The organism is Elusimicrobiota bacterium (genome assembly GCA_041658405.1).
Taxonomy (GTDB): Bacteria; Elusimicrobiota; UBA5214; order JBBAAG01; family JBBAAG01; genus JBBAAG01.
In genome coordinates, this window is sequence record JBBAAG010000043.1 from 1 (window position 1) to 24,968 (window position 24,968).

Consider the following 24,968-nt stretch of genomic DNA (forward strand, 5'->3'; position numbering starts at 1 on the left):
TAGTAAAGATGGCCCGGCGGTACATGCAGTTGAGCGTGGATTAGCGCTTGCTAGAAAAATCGGTGCGGATGTGTCAAAGCCGGGATATGATTTAAGAGTTATTGCGGAAGATAATGAATGGGTGACTTGCGTATTAAATAAAAAAGGTGTGAAGCCTGGTCAAAAAAATATTGGAATAATACTGGGTGCGGGTGTACCTCAAAAACAATGGGCTGTGAATAAAATTGTTGAAACTGCGAAGGTGTTAATACAAAAGTATAATGTGATATTACTCGGTGATAAGAATCAGGCAGGGAATGAACAGGTATTGTTACGCGAATGCCCGGAGGTAGTGAGTACAGTAGGGCTTACCGGGTTAACTCAGTTTGCTGCGGTATTATCGCGTTGTAATGTTGTAATAGGTAGTGATACTGCTGCGGTTCATATCGCTATGGGGTATAACATTCCTACGATAGGGTTATACGGGCCGAGTAATCCATTAAAGACTGGTTTGTATGGTGATGGGAAAAAGAGCGTAATCTATAATAAAATGAAATGTTCACCTTGCGGAATACGTCCAAATTGTAAGAATAATGTTTGTATGGATAAAATATCACCGGGTGAAGTTGTTGAAGAAGTAGAGAAAATGTTTGCAGGTGTATTGAAATGAAAAAAGTTGTTCAAGGGTTTGTTATAATTGTTATTACGGCAGTGGTTCTGTCATTTAGTAAGGCAGTAGTTAATATTGTTAATATAACACAATTTGGTAAACCCGGGATTGAAATTTCAACGGGAACTGTTGTGTCTGGTGATTTGTTGTATACAATACTTAAACGTGAGAAGGTGAATGAACGTGATACAGTGCTTGCTCTTAAGGAATTGGGTAAGATTTATAGACTATCATCCTCGCGTCCGGGTGACACGTATAAGATTGTCAGGACTACGTATAGTACGCTAATAGGGTTCGAGTATGTTAATAATCTTGATATTTACCGTATTATCAAAAGTACAACGGGAGTGTTTTCTTCAAGTAAAACAAAGCTGACAATGCAACGGAGGATTGTCGGAGTTAAAGGACGGTTGAATAATTCTTTATGGGAATCAATGTCCGCGCAAAGTGTACCTCCGGAACAAATTATTGTTTTTGCGGATGATATTTTTGCTTGGAATATAGATTTTTTTACGGAACCGCGAAAAGGGGATAGTTACGTTATTATTTGGGAACGATACGAAAGTGATGACGGAAAAAAGGTTGATGGTAAAGTTTTATACGCACAGTATAATGGTTTAACTGCCGGGGATTGCACGGCTGTACGGTTTATGGATAGTTATTATGATCCTAAAGGTAAATCATTACGCCGTGCGTTCCTCCGTGCGCCATTGAATTATCGAAGGATATCATCATATTTTTCAAAAGCGCGGTTTCACCCGATTCTAAGATACTACCGCCCGCATCTCGGGATAGATTATGCCGCACCGCAAGGAACGCCTGTGGTATCAATAGGTGATGGTTTTATAACTCATGCTGGTTGGCGTGGACAGGGAGGGAAGACAGTTGTAGTAAAACATAATTCTGTTTATACGTCATCATACTGCCATTTTGCAAGGATTCCGGGGAATGTAAGGTCAGGGAACAGGGTGAAACAAGGACAGGTTATTGGGTATGTTGGAACAACAGGATTGTCTACAGGACCACACCTTGATTTTCGGATAATGCAGAACGGGAAACTTATTAATTTCCTGAAACTTAAGATACCTCCGGCTAGGTCTATCTCTTCAGAAAAAATGCAGGAGTTTGAGATTGAACGCCAAAAATGGCAGGGGTTGTGTCAATTACTGGAAAATGACAAAACAATTAAGAAGTTGGAATAATTGGTATAATATATTCTGTGAATAAATGTATTGAAGGGAAGAATAGAGTTATGGAATTTAGGAAAGCTAACATAAAGGATATAAAACAAATTCATGCGCTAGTAAATTTTTATGCGCAAAAACGTGAAATGTTACCCCGCGCATTGAGTGAACTTTATGAGAATGTGCGTGAGTTCTATGTCGTAATACAGGGAGATAAGGTTATTGCCTGCGGGGCGTTGCATATAAGTTGGGAAGATCTTGCGGAAGTTAAGTCTATGGCGGTTGCTCCTGAGTTTGTGAGAAAAGGGTTAGGGAAGAAGTTATTGACTAAACTTCTTATTGAAGCAAAACAGCTTGGGGTACAAAAAGTTTTTGCATTAACTTATAAACCAAAATTTTTTGTAAAGCTCGGGTTTCGAAGGATAAAAAAGGATTTATTGCCGCATAAGGTGTGGACGGAATGTATTAACTGCGAGTTTTTCCCGAATTGCGGTGAAGTTGCGGTGATGAAAGTGTTGAAGAAAAATTTAAGTTACAGGTAAACGGTGAATGGAGATCGTAAAATTATTAGTTGCGCTGGTCTTGTTATTGATTGGCACGGGTTATTATTTTTTCCCAAATTTTATTATTAAAATTAACGAGTTTGCGAAAAAGTATTTGTTTAATGACGCGTATATTGTGAAGAACCGCAGGAAGGCCGGGGCTTTATTAATCCTACTGGCGATATTACTGGCTTATTCCGGTTTTGTTGGATTAGTTTCTGAGAAAAATATTGGAATTCCCGGATTGACACAAAATGAAGTGTTGTTGTATAAAGCAAGCCAGTTGATTTATGCTCAGCAATATGATGATGCATTGACTTTCTGTAATGAAATTCTACGGGAAGATCCTAAGAATGTTAAGGCGCTGATTAAGGTAGGTATGGCGCACTATCTCAAAGGAGAGCGTCAGCAGGGAGTAAAGATTTGGTTGCAGGTACTTAAACTTGATCCTAAAAATAAGGAGTTGATAGAGCTTTTAAGGACACATAGGGTAGGTAGTAGAGTGAATAAAGAAGGAAATAAATAAGGTATTTTTTATGATTACAGGAAAGACAAAAGTTGTTGGTGTAATAGGTTATCCTATCGAACATTCAATGAGTCCTGTAATGCATAATGCTGCGTTGCAGGAGTCGGAGTTAGACTTTGTGTACGTTCCTTTTGAAGTCAATCCTGCGGAAGTGGAACGCGCAATAAAAGCTATCCGTTCGTATGGGATTATCGGGATTAATGTTACAATTCCGCATAAAGAAACTGTTGTGCGATTCCTTGATAAACTGGATGAAAGCGCTAAGCATATACGTGCGGTTAATACCATACATAATAAAGATGGTAAATTGGTGGGTTATAACACGGATATTTACGGTTTTATAACGTCTTTAAAGGATATCGGCGGGTTTGAACCACGGGAAAAAAGTGTGTTTGTTTTGGGTAGTGGCGGCGCTGCGAGGGCAGTAGTTTATGGGTTGGTGAAAGAAAAGGTTGAACGCCTGTTTATTTCGGATATAAATAACGCACGGGCACGCAGTTTTGCTGCGCAAGTGAAGTATTTCTTTCCTAGAGCTGACTTAAAAGTGGTTCATAATAACGGGCATGAGATAAAAGAGTGTATCAAGGAATGCCAGTTGTTTGTTAACGCCACGCCAGTGGGGATGAAACATGGGGATTGTTGCCCTATTGATAAAAATTTTATTCATGATAGATTGTTTGTATACGACGTGATTTATAACCGCGAAACTGAGTTATTGGAGCACGCGCGGGATCGCGGGGTTAAGTGTATGAATGGTGCGGATATGCTGGTATTGCAAGGTGCGCGGGCATTTGAGATATGGACTGGCAAGAAAGCGCCTGTTGAACTGATGAAAAAAATGTTGTTAAAAAAACTTACAGAAAAAAGGTAATTAAGATTATTTATGTTAAGATTTATTACCGCAGGTGAGTCTCATGGATACGGGCTGGTAGTAATAATAGACGGCGTTCCTGCGGGGTTAAGAATTAAGGAAGAAGATATTGATCTGGAACTCAACCGCCGGCAAAAAGGGTTTGGTCGGGGTAAACGTATGGCGATTGAACGTGACCACGCAAGAATTATTGCGGGGGTAAGGTTTGGTGAAACTATATCCTCACCGGTGGCATTGTTGATTGAAAACCGTGATTGGTTAAACTGGACAAAGGTTATGAGTTCGCGTGAAGAGGATTGTAGAGAAGTTAAACTGGAAACCGCGCCGAGGCCCGGGCATGCAGACCTTGCCGGGATTATGAAGTATGGACGGAAGGATATTCGCGATATTTTGGAACGCGCATCAGCAAGGGAAACTGCTGCAAGGGTTGCGGCTGGAACGGTATTTAAAAAAATATTGAGTATCATAGGTATTAAAGTTGTGAGTTTTGTCGAACAAATCGGTCCTGAAAAAATCAGAGGGATGAAGTTGGATTATTCAAAAGCTGCTGTTATATCTGAAACGTCACCGTTAAGATGCCCTGATAAACATGCGGAACAAAGAATGGTTAGAGTGATACAGGATGCTGCAGTAAATGGGGATACCATAGGTGGTAAGTTTACTGTCGCTGCGTTAAATGTTCCTCCCGGGCTTGGGAGTCATGCTCAGTGGGATAAAAGGTTGGATGGAAGTATTGCACGGGCGGTAATGTCAATTCCCGCGGTGAAAGGTGTAGAGTTTGGCGCGGGATTTGCTATGGCAGCAATGCCGGGTTCAAAAGTGCATGACGAGATATATTATAGTGATACAAAAAAATATTATCGTAAAACAAATAATGCCGGTGGTGTCGAAGGCGGGATTACAAATGGTGAACATATTGTTATTCATGCCGTGATGAAGCCAATCCCGTCGTTAGTACGGCCTTTGGTATCAGTGGATGTTAAGTCCAAGAAAAAAGTTTTTGCTGCAAAGGTTAGGTCTGATGTCTGCGCAGTACCTGCTGCTTCAGTGGTAGGTGAAGCTATGCTGGCATGTGCGTTGGCTCAGGAAATATGTGAGAAGTTTGGAGGCGATACTGTTAAGGAAATAATTGCGAATTTTAGTAGTTATAAGAAAAGTGTTGAGAGATTGTAGTGTTATATGGGTATGCTGAAGGATCCTGGGCCGGTGAAGTTGTTTACCGGTATGCTGACCGGTGAAGTTGAATTGTTTGATAAAGCCGAACCATTATTGGTTAAACTGTATGGTAACGTGGATTACAGGTCTGGGATAATGGACTTTAAGCATACAAATTATTATGAAGACGAGCTTGGGAAGGTTGTGTATCGAAGGTTTGTAAGTTTTAATAATCTTATGAGTCCGGGACAGTTAGCGCGTATAAAGGTTGATACAAACAAAGTAGAATCGTTGTTCTTGAGTGAGTCAACAAAAAAGCGGAGGATAAACATTGATCCTGGATATATTGATTATGCAAAACTTGTTTTAGCATCAACTAAAGATTTTGCGCATAGGTTGTACATAGGCGAACAGGTATTTGCGGAGGTTACGTTACAGTATCATAAAGGTATGTTCGTACCGTTTGGATGGACCTATCCGGATTATAAAACGGAAGAGTATAACACTATTTTTTTGAAAATACGCGAGTTGTATAGTGAACAGGTAAGTAGAAACAAGGTTGTTTAAGAAAGGATACGGAGTTTGTTAAAATGGTAGAATTAACAAAAAAAGTTGTGGGTGTGTTTACAGCGGAACTGGCGTTTAGCAGAGTGGCTCGGCAGGGAATCGGTATTGCGTTGTTTGCCGCAGGGACAGTTATCGGTGCGTACGTTTATATACCGCTGCCATTTACACCGGTGCCAGTAACGTTACAAACGTTTTTTGTAACGCTTTCCGGTGCGGTCCTCGGACCGGTGAATGGAGTGGTGTCGCAGATATGCTACCTCATGCTCGGTTGTATCGGGCTGCCGGTATTTTCCGGTGCAAAAGCCGGGGCTGTGTGGATGGCGACAGGGCCAACCGTAGGATATTTATTCGGGTTCTTGCTAGCATCAGTTTTTAATGGATTGATATTAGGGAATGGTAAAAATGTGAAAATATCAACAGCATTATTGACTTTTGTTCTTACCTCTTCCCTCATTCTAATCTGCGGGACTGTGTGGTTGGTGGTTGGGATGAAGTTTACTGTTGCTGATGCGGTTATGAAAGGGTTTGTTCCGTTTATACCCGGTGATTTGTTTAAATTAACGCTAGCTACAGTTGTGTTTGTTACACAAGAACAGCGTTTTAGGAGATGGTTTTGGTGAATTTCAAAGATAGGGTAATAAAGGTTAAGGGAAATAATGGTAGAAGTTAAGAAAAAAATTTTGGTTAGTACGGTGATGGATGAAACACGGGTTGCCGTGTTTGAAAATGATAAGTTGGTAGAGTTTTATATTGATAACGAAACAACACGGGGTTTTGTCGGGAATATTTATAAAGGTAAAGTTGTAAATGTTCTTGTATCACTGCAGTCTGCGTTTATTAATATTGGTGTTGGTAAAAATGTGTATCTTAGTTCTAATGATACCGTAGACACTGTGACCGGGTTTTTCGGGCAGAAAAAAAGGATTACGTCTCACCGTATAGAAAATCGGATGCCGAAAAATAAGGAAGTGGTTGTACAGGTAACAAAAGATCCAATAAGCGAAAAAGGCGCTAAGGTATCAGAAAAAATAAGCCTTCCAGGCCGGTATGTTGTATATATGCCGACTGAAGAACGGAATGTTTATGTTTCGCAAAGAATTATGAATAACGCGGAACGTAAGAGGTTGAAGGAAATTGTTGAGCCAATTCTGCCGGATTGCGGGACGATAATTATACGTACCGAAGGAGAAGGGCAGGGGTTAAAAGATTTTAAGGATGACCTGCGGTACCTAACGAGGGTATGGAAAACTATTCAGGCCCGTGCGGGTAACGCACCTGCACCGTCAGTACTCTACAAAAATGTGGATATTGTATTACAAGTTCTAAGGGATACGCCTAGTTCACAGATTGAGAATGTGCTGGTGGATGATGATAAGCAATATGAGAATGTTATTGATTACGTATCTCATTTTGATGACGAGCTTAAGGGGCGGGTAAGGTTGTATAACGAGCATAAACCTTTGTTTGAGATGTTTGAGGTTAATAAAGAAATCGCAGCGCTTGCAAATCCGTATGTCAAACTTAAATCAGGCGGGTACCTGATTATTCAGCAGACAGAATCATTATGCGCGATTGATGTTAATTCCGGAAGTTCGCGTGGTAAAGGGACAGGGTTGCCGGAGGATACCGCATTAGTGACAAATATTGAAGCAGCGGAAGAAATTGCGCGGCAAATTAGGTTAAGGAATCACGGTGGGATTATCGTTATTGATTTTATAGATCTTAGAAAACGTGAGAACCGTAACACTGTTTATCATAAGCTCGAAAATGCATTGAAGAATGATAAAGCAAAACTTGATATTCTTCCATTTAACTCATTAGGATTGATTGAGATTGCGCGTCAACGTAAACGCGAGTCCAATACCAGTATGGTAACGGAAGAATGCAGGCATTGTTCCGGTGCGGGACGGGTATTATCAAAATCTGAGATGTTCACAAAAGTTATGGAAGATATAGTTAATGTGGTTCGGAGAAGAGGGCACGGGGTTAAGGTTGAGATTACTGTAGCTCTGGATTTATTTGAATATTTTAAATCACGGCTGCCGGAGCTTGAGAAGTACACAAAAGCTGAAGTAAAGATAATGAACGAACCTGCGATTGTATGGCATGATTACCGTATAATGATAAACTAATAAGGTGTTTTATATAAAGGAGGATCTCACTTGTGAGTAGTAGTGTAAAAACAATACTTGTAACCGGAGGGGCGGGGTATATAGGCAGTCATACTGTTAAGGAATTGATGGATTTAGGGTACGAGGTTGTTGTATTCGACAATTTGTCTGAAGGCCATAGAAAAGCGATACTCACAGATAAGTTCGTACAGGGTGACCTCTTGAATGATGCTGATATAAATGCTGTATTCGAGAAATTTAGTATATACGCGGTATTTCATTTTGCAGCATCCTGTGCAGTGGGTGAGTCAATGAAGGATCCGCAAAAATATGTTCGCCAGAATATTACGGCGAGTATTAATCTTGCAAATGCTATGGTGAAACATGATGTAAAAAAACTTATATTTTCATCAACCGCAGCGGTGTTTGGTGAACCTGAAAAAGTACCGATCACGGAAAGTAATAACATGGATCCTACTAACACTTATGGCGATACTAAACTCATGTTTGAAAAAATACTTAAATGGTACGACTATGCGTATGGCATTAAGTTTGTCGCGTTGAGATATTTTAATGCAGCGGGTGCGCATGAATCTGCAAAAATCGGTGAAGATCATAAACCAGAAACACATATCATTCCGATAGTTTTACAGGTAGCTCTTGGACAACGTGATAAAGTTTCAATATTCGGGAATGATTATCCTACAAAAGACGGTACCTGTGTGCGGGATTATATTCATGTAACAGACCTTGCGCAGGCACATATTATTGGTTTGAAGAAGTTAGAAACCGGTGTCTCAGCAAAGTATAATCTGGGGAACGGCAACGGGTTTTCAGTGAAAGAAATTGTTAATATCGCTCAGGATGTTACCGGAAGAAAAATTCCGGTAGAGTATAGCCCGCGCCGTGAGGGTGATCCGGCGGTATTAATCGCTGGGGCGGATAAAATAAAGAAAGAGCTTGGGTGGAATCCGAGGTTCGGGGACGTACGGAAAGTATTGGAAACAGCTTGGGCGTGGCATAAACAGCATCCAAAAGGGTATGAGGATTAAGTACTGAAAAAAATGGGCAGAGCGGGAGTTGAACCCGCACGACTTTTCAGTCACAGACTCCTGAGGCCTGCGCGTATGCCAATTCCGCCATCTGCCCTGATGTATAGTCTATTCTACTTCAGGGTGGAAGAAAAGTCAAATTATTGGTAAATATTATTAGTTGAAATATATATTTGAAAAAGTCTTATAGATACAGAAAAAGGGGGATTATAGGATATCGGTGATTTAAGATACAGCGGGTAAGAATATCTATTTCCCTTTATTACTAGAAAAGAAATTATGAACAAAGTTGGGTTGTGTACGATTGCTTTCAAAGACAAGAATGTGGATGAAGTTATCAAAATTGCAGCGGATTGCGGAGCGGAATGCGTAGAGTTGTGGTCACGCCCGCCACATGTGGCGTATCCGGTAAGTGATGATATTGTAAATAAAGTTAAACCGTTGTGCGATACTAATAATATCGAAATTGTTGTATTAGGTTCATACCTTAACGGATTAAAAATTGTCAATAACAACAGTATTGATGTGAGTATTGAGAATGAAATCCGGGTTGCCATAATGTTTAACGCCAAAATTATCAGGTTATGGGCGGGGATACATAATTTTGTCGATAGTAGCGAACAGGAAATTGATACTGTAATAAAGTTTCTGCAGCGTAGTTGTGATAAAGCTGCGATTGAAGGGATAACAATTGTTATTGAACGCCATAATAATACGATTACAAATGGATGGCATGACGTACCATTGAAATTATTAGAGAGAGTTGGACGTAAGAATTGTAAACTTAACTACCAGCCGCCGTACCCGTTCACTGAAGAGGATTATAAAACAAAGATGGGCCAGGATATGAAACTTCTTTTACCGGTAAGCGGACATTGTCATCTGCAGAACTATAAAATTGCTAACGGACAACATGTATCTGCGCCGCTGGGGTCTGGGGTAATTGATTATTCGGGATTAGGCAAATTTGTGCGTGAGTCGGGATATACCGGCGCGTTTATGCTCGAATTCATGCCAAAGTCAGGGTATGAAACTTCTGACCCGCGGGTTATTATTAAAGCCGAACTTGATTATATAAAGAAAATTATCAGATAAGGTGAATTTTTATGAAACCAAAAGTGTTTTTTAGTATGCCTAAGAAAACGTTTGATATCAGTTTCTCAGCAGAAGTTGTTAAAGCTATGTCTGAAGTAGCTGAACTTTTAGGATGCCCTCCTCCTGCTGATGGGTATAACGCAGAGTATGTGAAAAACAACATAGTTGATGCCGAAGCTGTGATCACCGGGTGGGGTAGTTTGGCATTAACTGATGAAATGTTGGCTTTGGCTAAGAAACTCAAAATTGTATTTCATACCGCAGGGTCAGTCCAGGGACTGTGGAAGTCTACCCGTACAGATATAAGAGTAGCATCAAACGCTGATATCAACGGGCAGCCAGTATCGGAGTTCGCTCTTGGGATGGTACTTATAGGATTGAAAGGTGTGTTTCATTTTAACCATGAAATTCATGCTAAAGGTAAACTTGCATGGAAGAAAACAGGGGATTATGCAAAAGGGTATTATAAAACAAAAGTAGGAATACTCAGCCTTGGGCATATCGGGCGGAGGTTGGTAAAACTGCTGAAGAATTTTGAGGTTGATATACTTGTACAGTCAAACCATATCACTCCGGAACAAGCCCGCGGGATGGGTGTCACCAAATGCACAATTGAGGAATTGATGTCGCAAGCGGATGTCGTTGTTCTCTGTGCACCAAATAAACCAAAGAATAAAGGTATGATAAATAAATCCAATCTTAAGTTAATGAAAGATAATAGTGTGTTTATTAATATAGCCCGTGGTGCGTTGGTTAATGAAGATGATCTTGTCGCTGAACTCAAAACCGGGCGTATAACCGCGATGCTGGATGTTACATTTCCAGAACCTCCTGTAGAAGGACATCCGTTCTATACACTGCCAAACTGTATTCTAACCCCTCATATCGCAGGTTCGTTTGCCGGAGAATGTTTCCGGTTTGGTGAAGCTGTAGTTGGGGAAATAAAAAGGTATGTTGCAGGGGAAAAACTTAGAAACGAGCTCTCTCAAGAAGAGATTATTTTTAGAGCATGACCTTTTGAATATGTATTTGTGAAGGGATAGTGTATAAAATGAAATTTACTAAAGTGTTTATCAAAACCATGCGCGAGGTGCCTTCTGAGGCGGATACTGTATCAGCAAAACTTATGCTTCGAGCTGGCCTTATCCGTAAACTCGGAGCGGGTCTTTATGAATGGTTGCCGCTGGGCTTACGCGCAGTAAAGAAAGTTGAACAAATTGTGCGTGAGGAAATGAATAGCATTGACGGGCAGGAAGTTGTATTACCTATTCTTCTTCCTAAAACGTTGTGGGAGGAAACCGGGCGTTGGGGTATTTATGGGAAAGAGTTGTTTCGTCTGAGGGACAGGAAGGATAACGATTTTTGCCTTGGTCCAACACACGAAGAAGTTATCACCGATCTTGTCCGCCGTGAGGTAAAGTCGTATCGTGAACTGCCGTTGATGTTGTACCAGTTCGGAACGAAGTTTCGTGATGAAATACGTCCGCGGTTCGGTGTAATGCGCGCACGTGAGTTTGTGATGAAGGACGCGTATTCATTCCACGCAGATGAAGAGTGTGCGGAGAAGTATTATGTCCGCGCGTATGACGCGTATAAACGTATCTGCGGACGTTGCGGGGTTAATTTTCGCGCAGTAGAAGCTGCTTCCGGAGCAATCGGGGGTAGTTTTTCGCATGAGTTTATGGTGCTTGCTCAAACAGGGGAGGAAGAAATTGTGTACTGCGAGTGCGGGTACAGTGCAAATACTGAGAAAGCGGAATGCAAGGCAGTTGAAAGTGGAGAGAATAAAGAAACACAGTTGATACTCGAGGAAATAAATACGCCTGGGGTGCATACCGTAAGTGCTGTTGGGAAGTTTATGTCCGCACCAACGGTAAAGTTTATTAAATCCATGATATACGTTGCTGACGGAAAACCGGTACTCGCGTTGGTACGCGGGGACTATGAAATTAATGAGTCTAAGCTCGGGCAGGTGCTTAACACCGCGGCGGTTGAGCTTGCGCAACCGGAATTAATACAAAAACTTACTGGTGCGAAGGTAGGTTTCGCAGGGCCTGTTGGGTTAAAGGAAAAGGTACAGATTATCGCAGACTATTCTGTTATGTCTATAATCAACGGTATTACCGGAGCGAATAAGACGGATTACCACGTAAAGAATCTTAATCCCGGGCGTGACTTCACCCCGGATAATGTCGTGGATATCCGTAAGGTTGTACACGGGGATAAATGTGCGCGGTGCGGGAAGGATTTGCAGTTTTGCCGCGGGATTGAAGTTGGGCATACGTTTAAGCTTGGTTACAAATATTCAAAGTCTATGAATGCAACATTTCTCGATACTGCCGGTGCGCCAAAACATTTTGTAATGGGTTGTTATGGTATAGGTGTTACACGGATGGTTGCTGCAGCGATTGAACAGGGAAATGATAATAACGGTATCATCTGGCCAATACCTCTTGCGCCATACGTTGTGAATATCGTGCCGGTTTCATATACAGGAACACAAAAAGAGGTGGCGGATAAGATTTATGATGAATTGACTGTTGCGGGAATTGACGTAATCCTCGATGATCGGGATGAACGTGCAGGGGTTAAGTTCAAGGATTCTGACCTTATCGGTTTCCCGATTCGTGTGACCGTAAGCGATCGTACATTAGCAAATAATAATTCTGTGGAATACAAACTTCGTACCACGGAGAAGTCAGAAATAGTGGGTATTGATGAAGCGGTAAAACGGTGTATTGCTTTAGGGAGGAAGTAGTTGTTTTTTAACAAAGTATTTCATAAGCATATAAAATGCCTGGTTTTTATATTAGTATTGATGTTTAGTATTGAAGGATGTGGTATGAACAACATAAAAAATACTGATATTTCAGCGGATAAGCGTATCGAGATTCTTACCCTTAAGTATAACGCTATAATGTTTAATATGGGTAAAGAACAAGGTGAAGGCGGGAAGATTGTGCTTACTACCGCATATAACGCGTTAAAGTGGGGTTACGGACAAGGAAAATGGAATCTTGTTGGAATTGAAGATCTCTGGGCGGAAGCTTTGAAAGAAGGCGGAGTATTGTTTAACCGTCCTCATGAAAAACGGTGGGGGACAACAACTGCGGAGGAAACATTGGATCTTATCGGACAAACGACTGTCGGTCCATGGCAATTGACGACAACAAATATTAAAAACGTTTATGGTATTCCTTATGGTGTTAAACAAAACTGGACAGTACGCCAGACTGTCGAATATCTCATTGCAAATCCTGAAATCCAGGCTAAGATGATTGCGGATTATATCCAAAATTCGTATACGAAGTACGGGAAACGATCCCCTTACGGGATACAAAACTATTTTTGGCTTGAAGCGTATGTCAAACGCGAGATCGGGCAGGGGAAGTGGTCTGATTCGGTTCTCTGTAAAATACCGACTGGAAAAACATGGAAAGATCTTACTCCGGAAGATAAGGCAAATACAGGGTATTATGCGAAACAGTTGTTGTTAGGCAACAATCATGAGAATCACGGGTTAATGTTCTGGCTCTGGGTAACCGGTGATATCGATGGAATTAAGGATGTTTTCCGCGTATGGCGTGGACAAAAAGTTATGGTGTGGGATCCTGAAAAAAACGATGCGGTACTTACCGAAAAACAGGGAGACTATAGAATTAAATCAGAAGATATTCTTTACTGCGATTGTCATCCTGAATTCAAACAAAAAATGGTTATGTTAGTTGAAGAAAGTAATATCACTGATAAATAGGGCAATATTATTAACTGTTTTAAATGGAAATAAGTTGTTTTCTAATATGTCAAGTCATGCAAGAATTGGTGTAGTTGTATTATTATTTAGCATAATATTTTTGTTGTATGGAAATATTATAGACAACCCATTTGTGTGGGATGACGTTCCATTCTATATCCAGAACATACCTTTGTTTTCTCATATAGAAAATACTAGAATCTTGATTACTAAACAATATTTCCCGATTACTACAGAACGTAGTTACCGGCCGGTCGCTACTTTATCGTATTTCATAAATTTCTTGCTATGGGATGGGCATTTGCGGTGGCATAGAGTTATTAATCCTGTGTTACACTTGATGGTATCGTTTATGGTATTTCTTGTTATACAACAACTGTATTCATCACAGCTGCTAGCTGTTTTAACCGCACTGTTTTTTGCTGCTCATCCTGTTCATAGCGAAATAATGTATGTGGTTACTCATAACGAAAACTTGTTATTAGGACTGTTCTTTCTACTTGCATTTTATCTGTATATTATTGACGGTAAAGATAACAAAGTCACGGTGAAGCGTATAATATCAGTTTTATCATACTTACTGGCATTATTCTCAAAAGAAACCGCGTTGATGTTTATCCCGTTGCTTATTGTACACGACTGGTTATTTTATCCTGGAAAAAAAGTGCGGGAATCTGTAAAACAGATTTTTGCGCGTTACATTTGGGTAACAATATTGTATTTGGTCGTCAGATTCTGGCTCATGGCTCCTCCGTATTCCGCAAGTTATATCGGTGATAATGTTATTAGTAATACATTAAGTATTTGTTTTGTGATTGTTAAGTATATCAAACTATTAATTCTACCGACAAATCTGTCAGTACTGATAAATATACCAGTTATCACATCAGTTTTTGCCTGGCAGTTTTTAGCTGGTATTTGTGTGTTAACGTTAATACTTATACTAATATATTATTTTTACATGAAAAACCGCAGATTGTCATTTATGCTGATATGGCCAGTGTTTACTTTATTACCGGCATTAAATATAGTATTCGCGGTGGTCACTCATCCGATGGGGGAAAGGTATTTGTACTTGTCGGTTGTAGGGTATTGTTTCATAATTGCGTATGTGTTTATACGTGCTTTAAAGAACCGTATAGTTTTGATTGCAGCTACCGGGATTGTGATAATATTTTATGCTTCTATCATCTTAGCCAGGTCGGATGATTGGCGGACAGAAAAAGCGTTTTTTACTAAAACTGTACAACAATCGCCGTGGTCGGGGAAAGCACAGAATAATCTTGGTATTTACTATTTGAAGTCCGGTGAGTGGGGGTTAGCGGAAGAATGTTTTGTTAAGGCTATAGAGTTGTCTCCTGAAGAGTGGCAGGCGTATTCCAACCTTTCAATCGTATACTTAAAAACAAAACAATTTGTGAAACGATTAAATATACTTCTTTTGATACGTGAAAAAATGAACGGCAGGATTATCCCTGACCTTGAATACGAGATCGTTTCAACGTATAAAGAACTGGGAAAAGAGGATGAATGCATTAATATATTACAGAGATTGCGGTCGATAAGTAATGAATGATCAAGATAATAGTGTTTTTTCGGTGCGCTCTATATAAACACATTTAAAAAACAGTAATTTTAAACAAAATTTGGGGTATATTTGATAGAATAAATTTTATCTATTTTTATTTGATGAGGATCTTGAAGTATATCAAGCTTTAGTTGAGGGGTGAAAATGATAAATCTTGCAGTAGTTCCTGTAGCGGGGATTGGGACACGGTTATTACCCGCAACAAAATCGCAGCCAAAAGAAATGTTGCCCGTCGGACGGAAACCTGTAGTGCAGTACGTAGTGGAAGAACTTGAGAAGTCGGGGATTACCAATATTCTATTCGTCACAGGACGTAATAAAACATCAATTGAAAACCATTTTGATGCGGATAACGAGCTTATACGCGGATTACGCGAGACAGGGAAAGAGGAGTTGTTGTCTTCGCTTGAGTATGAAAAACTTGATGTAAAATATTTTTATACACGCCAACGTCAACCCAAAGGGTTGGGGGATGCAATACTGCAGTCTGAAGAATATGTTAGCAACCAGCCGTTTGTGGTAGCTCTTGGTGATTCGATTATTGGCTTGCATGCAAACTCAAAAGTAGTAAAGAAACTTACTGATTGTTTTGTTGATAAAGCAGCGGACTGCGTTATCGCATTTGAAGAGGTCAATAAATCTGAAGTTTGTTTTTACGGTATAGCAAAACCTGCGACAAGTGGTAAAGTGTTTCAGTTGTCCGATGTTGTAGAGAAACCTGCAGTAGCTGAAGCGCCAAGTAATCTAGCGATTGCAGCGCGATATGTGTTTTCCCCGAATATATTCGGGTTTATAAGAAAAGTTGTACCGGATAAACGCGGGGAAATACAGATCACAGATGCTATAAGAATGATGATACATCAGGGGATGAAGGTATATGGTGTTAAACTTAATCCCGGAGAGAAACGCTATGATATCGGCAATTTTGAAAGTTATTTTGAAACCGTGCTAGAGTTTATACTTTCCGATCCTGAGTTTGGGGAGAGTGTTAAGAAGAAGGTTAAACGTATTGTATGCAGATAATTAGGGCGCAAGCATACGCGCGGGCAGGGCTTATCGGCAATCCGTCTGACGGATATAACGGGAAGACAATATCGTTGATTGTAAAAAACTTTTCCGCAAAGGTTGTGTTGTACGACTGGCCGGAGGTTGAAATTATTCTTAGCCAACAGGATAAGTGTAGGTTTAATTGCATAGAAGATCTGGTGGAGGATGTTAAACTCAGCGGATACTACGGCGGGCTGAGGCTGGTGAAAGCGGCAATAAAAAAGTTCTATGAGTACTGCGAAAAACGAAATATTAAGCTGCGTGATCGAAATTTTTCAATACGTTATGATTCTAATATTCCAAGACAAGTGGGGCTTGCAGGGTCAAGTGCAATCGTTACTGCAACAATTCGGGGATTAATGGAGTTTTATGGTATAGCAATACCAAAAAATATTTTGCCCAACCTGATACTATCAGTCGAGAATAATGAGTTGCGTATTACCGCCGGCCTTCAGGATCGTGTATGCCAGGTGTATGAAGGGCTGGTTTATATGGATTTCGATAAGAAGTATATGGATAGGTACGGGTATGGGAGATATAAACAGTTGAATCCAAGGCTATTGCCTAATCTTTTTATATCCTACCGTACAGATTTTGGTGAAATATCGGATGTTGTACATAATAACGTAAGAGAACGATATCTCCGTGGAGATACGGATGTTATTAACGCAATGAAGAAATTTGCGTTGTTATCTTATGAAACATACAAGTTGTTGCTTGCCGGGAAACGTGATGCTATTGGGCCGTTGATGGATGAAAATTTTGATACCAGACGGAAGATATTTAGTATTGATACAAAAAACATAGAGATGGTAGAAACCGCGCGGAAGTGTGGCGCGCATGCAAAGTTTGCAGGTTCTGGCGGTGCAATTGTGGGTACTTATCGAGATGAATATATGCTCCGCAAACTTTACCGTAAATTAAGTGAGATCGGGTGTAAGACGTTTATACCGAGTATAGTATAAACCAACTCATTTTGTTATTGACAATCCATTTCATAGTATAGTAATATATTTAATAGTTAAATAAAGAATGTCAAAAGTGGCAAGACAAAAAATATTTGCGCCACTTTTTGTTTTTCTATAGGGGTTTTTGGAGGATATGAGTAATAAAGACAAGTTGCAAGAGATTACCAGCAGTGCTGTAGTGAAGTTGGGGTATGAACTAGTAGAATTGCAATATAAGAAAGAAGGTAAACGCTGGGTTGTACGGTTGTTTATAGATAAACCCGGTATAGGTATTAGTGTTGAAGATTGCGCATTGGTGAGTAATGCCGTCGGTGAATTGTACGAACTTGAAATATGGTTACCGGAACATTATGTGTTGGAAGTATCATCTCCCGGTATTGATAGGTTGCTGAAGACTATTAAAGATTTTGAAAACGTTAGAGGTAGTCAAGTGAGGTTCAAACTGTTTGAACAGATTGAAGGAGAGAAAGCGTTTATTGGTAAGATTGAGAATGTTGTTGAGGATAAATTGACAGTTTTACGGAATGACGGGAAGAGTGTTGAACTAAAACTTGCACAGATCAGCAGCGCGCGTAAAGTAGTTGATATTTAAAGAATTATTGGTGAAGGGTTGATATTATGACAAAATTTACAAGTGATTTGTTGCCGGTGTTAGAACAGATAGAACGCGATAAAGGCGTAAAAACACAGGAACTTATTCAAATGATAGAAGGTGCATTGGTGTCTGCGTTTCGTAAACACTCAAATTTTAAGGGTAACCTGGAAGCTGTGGTTGACCTTGAAACCGGAATGCTGGAAGCGTATATGATCAAAACAGTAGTTGAAAAAGTTGTGGATAGCAGCCTTGAATTAACCGTTGATGCTGCAAAAAAGTATGATCCAAAAGTTGAATTGGGGGGTACGGTTAAGTTGAAGGTAGACACCACGGATTTTTCTAGGATTGCAGCGCAAACCGCGAAACAGGTTATTCTCCAAAAAATCAGGGAAGTAGAAAAATCTAATGTGTACCAGGAATATAAGGGCAGAGAAGAGCAGTTAGTAAACGGTTTTATCCACAGGATTGTCAGCGGGAGTTATGTCGTTGAACTTGGAAAAGTTGAAGCGATTATCCCGCCTAAAGAACAGGTCATGCGTGAGAAGTTTAAAAACGGCGATCGTATCCGTGCAATGGTATTAAAAGTGGATAAAGACCAAAAAGGTGCACGTATACTTCTTACCCGGTGCAGCCCGGTATTTGTAAAATTATTGTTTGAACAGGAAGTACCGGAACTCGCGGATAAGACTGTTGAAATCGTTGAGATCGTACGTGAACCCGGGGAACGTACAAAATTGGCTGTTATTTCTCATAACAAAAAAGTCGATCCTGTAGGGGCATGCGTAGGAGTCAAGGGTTCCCGCGTGAAGCCTATCATCGACGAACTTCATGGTGAACGTATAGACTTAATTGCGTGGAATGATGATCCTGTAAAAAATATTACGTCTGCACTGTCTCCTGCTAAGATTGAGAAAGTTATTATTCTCGATGAAGTAGGTAAACGCGCGGAAGTTATTGTGTCAGAAGACCAGTTGTCTTTGGCAATCGGGAAAAAAGGGCAAAATGTAATGCTTGCAGCAAAACTTACTAAATGGCATCTGGATATAAAATCGCCGGAAGAAAAGAAAAAGGAGATTGAGGGAAAGATTGAAAAAAAGGATGTGGTCCCTGCAGTAGCAGAAACCGGTGCTTCTGAAGTGAGTGCTGAACCGGAAAAACCAAAAGAATAAATAAATTGTTTCAGGAGAATAAAAAATAATGGCGACAAAAAAGAAGAGTGCTGATAGTGAGAATATCAATAAAGAGAGTAAAGAAAAAGTTAAGAAGGTAAAGAAGACGAATAAACCAGCTTCGGCGATAACAGCTATCAAAAAAAAGAAGGTTGTTAAGCCACGGGCTAAAGTTGCCGGTATTGTTTCCTCCGCAGTACCTTCTGCTGTAAGTGATGTAAAAGTAAAAAAGGTTAAGAAAACAGCGGTTGCTAAGGTACCTGTTGTTGTTCCGTCAAAGGTTATATCTAAACCTTTTGTTCAACAAAAAACGGTTACACCGGTTGTTAAGGTAGAGCCTAAGAAACCTGTTGCTGTAGTGCCTGAAATAAAAGTTGTTGTCACTCCAAAACCTGTTGTTCCTGAACCAAAGATAACTCCGCCGGTAGTCGTGGCACCGGTTATTCCGGTTCTTCCTGTTACTGTACCTATTGAAGATAAACCCGTAATTTCGGTTAATGAGTTTGTTACTGTTGGGAAGCTTGCGGAATTAATGAAGAAATCGCCTGGTGAATTGTTGATCAAACTTATGTCCTTAAAAGTTAAGGCGGGAATAAATCAGAGGATTGACCCTGATATTATTACAATACTAGCAAGTGATTATGGGTATGAAGTAAAATTTATACCGTTATACGGTGATGAAGTTCTCGCGCAGGAAGAAGAAAAGGATGACCCAAGAAAAATGGTTCCGCGGTCACCCGTGGTGACAATCATGGGGCATGTAGACCACGGGAAAACGTCGTTACTTGATGCTATACGCAAAAGTAAAATTGCTGAGAAAGAGTACGGCGGGATAACGCAGCATATAGGAGCATATAGGGTGGTAACAGAGAAAGGCGAGATTGTTTTTCTTGATACACCTGGACATGAAGCATTTACAGCGATGCGTGCGCGTGGCGCGCAAGTTACTGACCTTGTAATTCTTGTAGTTGCCGCAGATGATGGAGTAATGCCTCAGACTATCGAGGCTATCGACCATGCAAAAGCTGCTAATGTTCCTATCATAGTTGCGGTAAATAAAATCGACCTCCCAGGTGCTGATCCGCGGAGAGTGAAAGAAGAACTTACCCGGCAGAATCTTATTATAGAAGAATACGGTGGTAAAGTAGGATGTATTGAAGTTTCTGCAAAAATAGGAACTAACCTTGACCAGTTACTCGATAGAATACTGTTGGAAGCAGAAATACGTGAGTTAAAAGCTAATCCCGCAACTTTAGCGCGGGGTGTTGTGATTGAAGCGCGGTTGGATCCGAAGAAAGGGCCGTTATCCACAATTTTGATACAAAAAGGTACTCTTAATAAAGGTGACTCTTTTATTGCAGGATTAACTAACGGTAAAGTACGTGCTTTAATTGACGATAAAGGACGGTTGTTGAGTAAAGCCGGGCCTTCAACTCCGGTTGAGGTTTTAGGGTTTACCTATACCCCGCAATTGGGAGATAAGTTCGTGGTGGTTGCGGATGAACGTGAGTCAAAACATATATCTGAACGCCGGCAGGAGATACAGCGCACTGAACGGTTGAAGAAAAAACATATAAGCCTGGATGTGCTCCATCAGAAGATTGGAGAAGGTAAACTCGCGGAATTAAGGGTTGTCCTAAAAACTGATGTTCGTGGCTCAATGGAAGCATTGAAGGATATGATAGACAAGTTTTCGCATCCTGAAGTAAAACTGACTGTTATTCATGCGGGAATCGGGAGTATCAAACAATCGGACTGTTTATTAGCATCAGCGTCTGATGCTATTGTTATCGGGTTTAATATACGTGCGGATACCGGTGTGGCCGAACTAGCACGTGAGGAAGATATTGATGTTCGTACGTATAATACGATTTATGAATTAAAAGATGACCTTGAGAAAGCGATCGGAGGCGTTCTTGGGCCTAAGATCGAAGAAGTGGTAACCGGAAAAGTTAGGATAAAGAAGGTTTTCAGGATCACTAAAGTTGGGATCGTTGCTGGCTGCGAGGTGATCGAAGGAAAAGTTGTACGAGGGAATAAAGCGCGTCTTGTCCGGGATAATACCGTTATAGCCAATACGCGGATTGAAACGTTACGTCATGAGAAGGAAGATGTTAAAGAAATGGAACGCGGGCATGAGTGCGGGATAACTCTAGAACGGTATCAGGATATAAAGGAAAATGATGTTATTGAAGTGTTTACCGAGAAAAAAACGCAACAGACTGCAGATCTAAGTTAATAAAACGGGGTTGTGAGAAATGCCAAATTATTCATATAAAAGGTCGCAGCGGGTTGGGGAGTTGTTACATCATAAGATATCAGAAATAATTCAGCATCTTAAGGATCCTGAACTAGGGATAACGACTATCACAGAAGTTAAATTAACTGATGATCTGCGTATCGCAAAAGTTTATTATTCTGTTTTTGGGGATGATAATGCAAAAAAAGCTGCGGGTGTGGTACTTAACCGTGCGGTGTCATATATACGTCATGAGATAGCGGAAGGGCTTGTTTTAAGGTTAGTTCCTGAAATATTGTTCTATTATGACGATACTGCGGAGAAAGCTGCGAGAATTGGAGCGATTCTTCAGCAGTTAAAGACAAAAGATTCTGATATCCATACCGCAGGTAAAGGTCAAGAACCCGATAGCGGGAGTAAGAAAATACGCCGGCAGAAGAGGGATAGGAAACGCTTGTAGTACGCAAAAAAAATGAAGAATGTCGTTCGTCTTGTCTTAGAAAAAATAAGGTCATCCCGCACGTTTGTTATTACTGCGCATGCTAAACCTGATGGCGATACTATCGGGTCAGAACTCGCATTGAGTTCTTGGCTTAAACGCATGGGGAAAAAGGTTTGTGTTTACTCCAAAGAAAAAGTGCCGAACGGGTATGATTTCCTTAATGCAAAAAAAGTTATTCATCAGACAAATGCCGTGGTAAAAGGTAAATTCGATATCGGTTTCTTCCTGGAATGCAGCAGTGTTGAACGCTCAGGTGGGATACTTGACCTTGCATCAGTTGGTACTTCAATAAATATTGACCACCATATTTTTAACGGTATCTACGGCGATATCAACTGGGTGGATAGCGATGCGGCTGCGAGTGCTGTGCAGATATATGAGCTTATTCGTTCAAGAGGAAACGGGGTTACTTTGTATGAATCTAAATGTTTGTATACGGGAATTGTAACGGACACTGGCAGGTTTCAGCAATCAAATGCTACCTGGCAGGCGTTAAGGATAGCGTCGGATCTTGTAAAAGCCGGGGTCTGTCCAAATGAAATATTCCGTAATGTGTATGCCACAAAAAAGGTTAATACCCTGAAATTGTTGTCGTTAGCACTTGCAACAATGAAAATCGTATCTAACGGTAAAGTTGTTTACCAGCATGTTGACCGCGGGATGCTGAAAACTACGGGGACGTCATTGGAGGATACTGAAGAATTTGTTGATTATGGATTGTTGATACCAGGGATCGAGGTTAGTATGTTGTTTTATGATACTGAAGTGCCGAATCATACAAAAGTCAGTTTCAGATCGTTTGGGGAAATTAATGTGAACAAAATAGCCAGGAAGTTCGGAGGCGGGGGACACTTACGCGCAAGCGGGTGTACTATTATTGGTGGGATTGAGAAAGCAAAGAGAGTTATTCTTTCAGAGTTAAAGGCATATTCCTGATGGAGCGCAAGGTTGTTGCTATAGGTGATTTTGACGGGTTTCATATTGGACATAGATTACTTGCAGATAATGCAAAAAAGGTTGCGAATAAATTAGAGTATCTCCCTACAGCTGTTGTAATTACGGATTTACCTTCAGATAAGGGCTCATTATTGTCTACAAAAACGCAAAAAACGAAGTTGTTACGTTTATATGGTATGAAAGTTGTGGAATTGAGTTATGCAGGATTAAGAAGATTGTCGCCGGAAAAATTTGTTAAGGCGGTTTTGTTGAAGAAACTTAATGCTGGAGTTGTGGTAGTGGGTAAGAATTTCAGGTTTGGAGCAAACCGTAGCGGTGATGTTGTATTGTTAAAACGGTTAGGGAAACTTTATGGATATAAAATTATTTCGGTACCGTTATTAAAGGCAGGAAATCATATAGTGTCTTCAACGTATATCCGTAAACTAATTTCTGATGGTGAGACATTACTCCCTGCGAAATTACTTAGACGGTATTATTCGGTTGAAGGAGTTATAGTTCATGGACGTCATATAGGACGCAGGATCGGGTATCCTACCGCAAATGTTAAGATTGAAAATGGGCAGCTTGTACCATATGGGATATATGCGGTATTTATTGAAATAAACGGGATGCGTTATAAAGGAGTAGTGAATATAGGATACCGCCCAACGTTTAATATAGGAAATAATGAAAAAGTAACAGTTGAAGTGTACTTATTGGATAGTAATAAACAAATTTACGGGTCTAAGGTAAAACTAGAATTTATCAAGAAGTTAAGGGCTGAAAAAAAGTTTGATAGTGTTGATGCATTAGTTCTGCAAATCGGGAGGGATGTAAACAACGCAAAAGTGGTATTACAGAACAAAAAAGTTTTTGCATAAGTCTGTGCGTTTTTGTATAATAAACAATTTAAGTATATATTTACATGGAGGTAGATTGTAAATGGTCATGACAAAAGAAGTGAAGAGCGGCATTGTGGGGAAATATCGTGTGCATGAAAAGGATACCGGTTCTTCCGCAGTGCAGGTAGCATTGATTACGGAACGGATTAATTATCTTACTGAACACCTTAAGGCAAGAAAAAACGATTTTGCAACCCGCCGCGGGTTATTGAAACTTGTAGGGCAGAGGAGAAGGTTGTTGAATTATCTTAGAAAAGATGATTATGATCAGTATAAAAGCTTAGTGGATAAGCTTGGTTTGAGAAAGTAATTAGGAATTTATTTTTGTTAAAACAAAAGGGAAGATTTAGGTTAATTTATAATGCAAGTATTTGAAACAGATTTTGGTGGGCGGAAGTTTAGCATAACAACGGATTATGTTGCGAAACAAGCTGCGGGTAGTGCGTGGGTAAGATATGGGGATACTGTTATTTTAGCGACAGTATGCGTAGGTAATAGGATAAGTGAAGGTTTTGGTGGCGGTGATTGTTTGCCATTAACCGTTGATTATCGTGAACGCACGTATGCTGCGGGAAAAATCCCGGGCGGTTTTTTTAAACGTGAAGGGAAACCAAGAGAACGTGAAGTTTTATTCAGCCGATTAACTGACCGTACCATAAGGCCATTGTTCCCCAGTAATTTTAAGAGGGATATACAGGTAGCATGTTCATTATTGTCTGCCGATCTTGTGAATGATTCGGATGTTATGTTGATAATTGGCGCGTCCGTTGCATCAATGCTTTCTGGTGTACCTTTTGCGGGACCGGTAGCGGCAGTAAGGATTGGAGTTCTTAATGGCGAATATATAGTCAATCCTTCAATGGAACAGACTGATAAACTTGAGCTTGATATCATAGTGTCTGGTACTAAGGACAGTGTTATGATGATTGAAGGTGGTGCTGCTGAAGCAAGTGAAGAAGTTGTATCTAAAGTGTTTGAACTTGCCCAACAAGAAATTAATCGTATGGTTGAATTTCAGAAACAGATCGTTGGGAATGTTGTAGTTAAGGAATATCCTGAGATGCAGCCTAACCCTGAGTATCAGGAGTTTGAGAATAAGGCTAAATTAGTAATCAATCCGTTGCTTGATGATTTTTTGAAACAGAGTGTTACTGATAAAAAAGAGTTTTCTGAAAAACTTAATACCGTAAAAACAACGTCTGCCGGGCAGATAGTGCTTGATACACCGGAAAAAATTAAAGCGTTTGACGTTGTGTTTTTCGAAGAGTACCATAAAAAAGCTAGAAAAAAAATTATTGATACCCGTGTTCGTCTTGACGGCAGAAAGCCGGATGAATTAAGAAATATTACCTGCGCAATCGGTGTATTGCCGAGGACACATGGTTCTGCGTTGTTCACTCGGGGTAATACTCAGGCGTTGGCTACAGTGACACTTGGTACTCCGGATGATATGCAGATAATGGACGAACTCGCAGGTGAGTATAAAGAACATTTCTTGTTGCATTACAATTTC

Annotated in this window: 25 protein-coding genes and 1 tRNA gene; 25 read left to right on the forward strand and 1 reads right to left on the reverse strand. The window is 40.3% G+C overall.

The genetic code is table 11. The annotated features are described in order from the left end of the window. The 10 genes from WC955_08235 to galE all read left to right on the forward strand — a co-directional run. The coding region (locus tag WC955_08235) for a glycosyltransferase family 9 protein (protein ID MFA5859042.1) at nt 1-649 on the forward strand (649 nt) is incomplete at its 5' end. Next, the gene (locus WC955_08240; GenBank protein MFA5859043.1) at nt 646-1,851 is read left to right on the forward strand and encodes a peptidoglycan DD-metalloendopeptidase family protein; all 1,206 of its coding nucleotides are present in this window, start codon (nt 646-648) and stop codon (nt 1,849-1,851) included. The genes WC955_08235 and WC955_08240, both read left to right, overlap by 4 nt. Before the next feature lie 50 nt (nt 1,852-1,901). Beyond that, nucleotides 1,902-2,375: an N-acetyltransferase gene (locus WC955_08245; protein MFA5859044.1), complete on the forward strand. Its 474-nt coding sequence runs from the start codon at nt 1,902-1,904 to the stop codon at nt 2,373-2,375. 7 nt (nt 2,376-2,382) lie between these two features. Then, nucleotides 2,383-2,901: a hypothetical protein gene (locus tag WC955_08250; GenBank protein MFA5859045.1), complete on the forward strand. Its 519-nt coding sequence runs from the start codon at nt 2,383-2,385 to the stop codon at nt 2,899-2,901. 10 nt (nt 2,902-2,911) lie between these two features. Beyond that, entirely contained in the window at nt 2,912-3,772 is an 861-nt protein-coding gene (locus WC955_08255) for a shikimate dehydrogenase (GenBank protein ID MFA5859046.1), read from the forward strand. Between the two features lie 12 nt (nt 3,773-3,784). Then, the gene (gene aroC, locus WC955_08260) at nt 3,785-4,945 is read left to right on the forward strand and encodes a chorismate synthase (GenBank protein ID MFA5859047.1); all 1,161 of its coding nucleotides are present in this window, start codon (nt 3,785-3,787) and stop codon (nt 4,943-4,945) included. A gap of 6 nt (nt 4,946-4,951) precedes the next feature. Next, nucleotides 4,952-5,494 (forward strand): DUF4416 family protein, encoded by a 543-nt coding sequence (locus WC955_08265; protein MFA5859048.1) that lies wholly within the window; start codon nt 4,952-4,954, stop codon nt 5,492-5,494. A gap of 23 nt (nt 5,495-5,517) precedes the next feature. Further along, nucleotides 5,518-6,114 carry a biotin transporter BioY gene (locus tag WC955_08270; protein ID MFA5859049.1) on the forward strand — a complete coding sequence of 199 codons (597 nt, stop codon included), beginning with the start codon at nt 5,518-5,520 and terminating at the stop codon, nt 6,112-6,114. A gap of 36 nt (nt 6,115-6,150) precedes the next feature. After that, the gene (locus WC955_08275; GenBank protein MFA5859050.1) at nt 6,151-7,626 is read left to right on the forward strand and encodes an Rne/Rng family ribonuclease; all 1,476 of its coding nucleotides are present in this window, start codon (nt 6,151-6,153) and stop codon (nt 7,624-7,626) included. 32 nt (nt 7,627-7,658) lie between these two features. Further along, nucleotides 7,659-8,657: a UDP-glucose 4-epimerase GalE gene (galE, locus tag WC955_08280; GenBank protein MFA5859051.1), complete on the forward strand. Its 999-nt coding sequence runs from the start codon at nt 7,659-7,661 to the stop codon at nt 8,655-8,657. Nucleotides 8,658-8,670: 13 nt separating this feature from the next. Here the strand turns inward: galE and WC955_08285 are convergent. Beyond that, nucleotides 8,671-8,754: transfer RNA gene (locus WC955_08285), tRNA-Leu, on the reverse strand. 182 nt (nt 8,755-8,936) lie between these two features. Between WC955_08285 and WC955_08290 the strand changes: the two genes are divergently transcribed. The 15 genes from WC955_08290 to WC955_08360 form a co-directional block, all read left to right on the forward strand. Further along, on the forward strand, nt 8,937-9,752 hold the full coding sequence (locus tag WC955_08290) for a sugar phosphate isomerase/epimerase family protein (GenBank protein ID MFA5859052.1): 816 nt from the start codon (nt 8,937-8,939) through the stop codon (nt 9,750-9,752). A gap of 11 nt (nt 9,753-9,763) precedes the next feature. Further along, nucleotides 9,764-10,765: a hydroxyacid dehydrogenase gene (locus WC955_08295; protein ID MFA5859053.1), complete on the forward strand. Its 1,002-nt coding sequence runs from the start codon at nt 9,764-9,766 to the stop codon at nt 10,763-10,765. 38 nt (nt 10,766-10,803) lie between these two features. Continuing rightward, nucleotides 10,804-12,510: a proline--tRNA ligase gene (locus WC955_08300; protein MFA5859054.1), complete on the forward strand. Its 1,707-nt coding sequence runs from the start codon at nt 10,804-10,806 to the stop codon at nt 12,508-12,510. Between the two features lie 84 nt (nt 12,511-12,594). Next, nucleotides 12,595-13,506 carry a hypothetical protein gene (locus WC955_08305; protein ID MFA5859055.1) on the forward strand — a complete coding sequence of 304 codons (912 nt, stop codon included), beginning with the start codon at nt 12,595-12,597 and terminating at the stop codon, nt 13,504-13,506. A gap of 202 nt (nt 13,507-13,708) precedes the next feature. After that, entirely contained in the window at nt 13,709-15,082 is a 1,374-nt protein-coding gene (locus WC955_08310) for a tetratricopeptide repeat protein (protein MFA5859056.1), read from the forward strand. Nucleotides 15,083-15,238: 156 nt separating this feature from the next. Next, nucleotides 15,239-16,117, forward strand: coding sequence for a sugar phosphate nucleotidyltransferase (locus WC955_08315; GenBank protein MFA5859057.1), 879 nt, complete (start codon nt 15,239-15,241; stop codon nt 16,115-16,117). Then, nucleotides 16,108-17,106, forward strand: coding sequence for a GHMP kinase (locus WC955_08320; GenBank protein ID MFA5859058.1), 999 nt, complete (start codon nt 16,108-16,110; stop codon nt 17,104-17,106). The genes WC955_08315 and WC955_08320 overlap by 10 nt, the downstream gene beginning before the upstream one ends. A gap of 136 nt (nt 17,107-17,242) precedes the next feature. Next, complete coding sequence (gene rimP, locus WC955_08325; protein MFA5859059.1) at nt 17,243-17,701, forward strand: ribosome maturation factor RimP; 459 nt, start codon at nt 17,243-17,245, stop codon at nt 17,699-17,701. A gap of 26 nt (nt 17,702-17,727) precedes the next feature. After that, entirely contained in the window at nt 17,728-18,873 is a 1,146-nt protein-coding gene (nusA, locus tag WC955_08330; protein ID MFA5859060.1) for a transcription termination factor NusA, read from the forward strand. 28 nt (nt 18,874-18,901) lie between these two features. After that, a complete protein-coding gene (gene infB, locus WC955_08335) occupies nt 18,902-21,112 on the forward strand; it encodes a translation initiation factor IF-2 (GenBank protein ID MFA5859061.1) in 2,211 nt (736 codons plus the stop codon). 19 nt (nt 21,113-21,131) lie between these two features. Next, nucleotides 21,132-21,572, forward strand: coding sequence for a 30S ribosome-binding factor RbfA (gene rbfA / locus WC955_08340; protein MFA5859062.1), 441 nt, complete (start codon nt 21,132-21,134; stop codon nt 21,570-21,572). A gap of 12 nt (nt 21,573-21,584) precedes the next feature. Beyond that, nucleotides 21,585-22,550 carry a bifunctional oligoribonuclease/PAP phosphatase NrnA gene (locus WC955_08345; protein MFA5859063.1) on the forward strand — a complete coding sequence of 322 codons (966 nt, stop codon included), beginning with the start codon at nt 21,585-21,587 and terminating at the stop codon, nt 22,548-22,550. Then, a complete protein-coding gene (ribF, locus tag WC955_08350; protein ID MFA5859064.1) occupies nt 22,550-23,434 on the forward strand; it encodes a riboflavin biosynthesis protein RibF in 885 nt (294 codons plus the stop codon). The genes WC955_08345 and ribF overlap by 1 nt, the downstream gene beginning before the upstream one ends. Nucleotides 23,435-23,495: 61 nt before the next feature. Next, nucleotides 23,496-23,765 carry a 30S ribosomal protein S15 gene (gene rpsO / locus WC955_08355; GenBank protein MFA5859065.1) on the forward strand — a complete coding sequence of 90 codons (270 nt, stop codon included), beginning with the start codon at nt 23,496-23,498 and terminating at the stop codon, nt 23,763-23,765. Between the two features lie 51 nt (nt 23,766-23,816). Beyond that, the coding region (locus WC955_08360; GenBank protein ID MFA5859066.1) for a polyribonucleotide nucleotidyltransferase at nt 23,817-24,968 on the forward strand (1,152 nt) is incomplete at its 3' end.

What these genes read in the sequence shown, in the direction of transcription:
- rimP (MFA5859059.1), top strand. Translation starts at nt 17,243, where the DNA reads ATGAGTAATAAAGACAAGTTGCAAGAGATTACCAGCAGTGCTGTAGTG.
- WC955_08240 (MFA5859043.1), top strand. Translation starts at nt 646, where the DNA reads ATGAAAAAAGTTGTTCAAGGGTTTGTTATAATTGTTATTACGGCAGTG.
- WC955_08245 (MFA5859044.1), top strand. Translation starts at nt 1,902, where the DNA reads ATGGAATTTAGGAAAGCTAACATAAAGGATATAAAACAAATTCATGCG.
- WC955_08320 (MFA5859058.1), top strand. Translation starts at nt 16,108, where the DNA reads ATGCAGATAATTAGGGCGCAAGCATACGCGCGGGCAGGGCTTATCGGC.
- WC955_08295 (MFA5859053.1), top strand. Translation starts at nt 9,764, where the DNA reads ATGAAACCAAAAGTGTTTTTTAGTATGCCTAAGAAAACGTTTGATATC.
- WC955_08250 (MFA5859045.1), top strand. Translation starts at nt 2,383, where the DNA reads ATGGAGATCGTAAAATTATTAGTTGCGCTGGTCTTGTTATTGATTGGC.
- WC955_08255 (MFA5859046.1), top strand. Translation starts at nt 2,912, where the DNA reads ATGATTACAGGAAAGACAAAAGTTGTTGGTGTAATAGGTTATCCTATC.
- WC955_08315 (MFA5859057.1), top strand. Translation starts at nt 15,239, where the DNA reads ATGATAAATCTTGCAGTAGTTCCTGTAGCGGGGATTGGGACACGGTTA.
- WC955_08300 (MFA5859054.1), top strand. Translation starts at nt 10,804, where the DNA reads ATGAAATTTACTAAAGTGTTTATCAAAACCATGCGCGAGGTGCCTTCT.
- WC955_08305 (MFA5859055.1), top strand. Translation starts at nt 12,595, where the DNA reads ATGAACAACATAAAAAATACTGATATTTCAGCGGATAAGCGTATCGAG.
- rpsO (MFA5859065.1), top strand. Translation starts at nt 23,496, where the DNA reads ATGGTCATGACAAAAGAAGTGAAGAGCGGCATTGTGGGGAAATATCGT.
- rbfA (MFA5859062.1), top strand. Translation starts at nt 21,132, where the DNA reads ATGCCAAATTATTCATATAAAAGGTCGCAGCGGGTTGGGGAGTTGTTA.
- ribF (MFA5859064.1), top strand. Translation starts at nt 22,550, where the DNA reads ATGGAGCGCAAGGTTGTTGCTATAGGTGATTTTGACGGGTTTCATATT.
- WC955_08270 (MFA5859049.1), top strand. Translation starts at nt 5,518, where the DNA reads ATGGTAGAATTAACAAAAAAAGTTGTGGGTGTGTTTACAGCGGAACTG.
- WC955_08265 (MFA5859048.1), top strand. Translation starts at nt 4,952, where the DNA reads ATGGGTATGCTGAAGGATCCTGGGCCGGTGAAGTTGTTTACCGGTATG.
- WC955_08290 (MFA5859052.1), top strand. Translation starts at nt 8,937, where the DNA reads ATGAACAAAGTTGGGTTGTGTACGATTGCTTTCAAAGACAAGAATGTG.
- infB (MFA5859061.1), top strand. Translation starts at nt 18,902, where the DNA reads ATGGCGACAAAAAAGAAGAGTGCTGATAGTGAGAATATCAATAAAGAG.
- nusA (MFA5859060.1), top strand. Translation starts at nt 17,728, where the DNA reads ATGACAAAATTTACAAGTGATTTGTTGCCGGTGTTAGAACAGATAGAA.
- WC955_08275 (MFA5859050.1), top strand. Translation starts at nt 6,151, where the DNA reads ATGGTAGAAGTTAAGAAAAAAATTTTGGTTAGTACGGTGATGGATGAA.
- aroC (MFA5859047.1), top strand. Translation starts at nt 3,785, where the DNA reads ATGTTAAGATTTATTACCGCAGGTGAGTCTCATGGATACGGGCTGGTA.
- WC955_08345 (MFA5859063.1), top strand. Translation starts at nt 21,585, where the DNA reads ATGAAGAATGTCGTTCGTCTTGTCTTAGAAAAAATAAGGTCATCCCGC.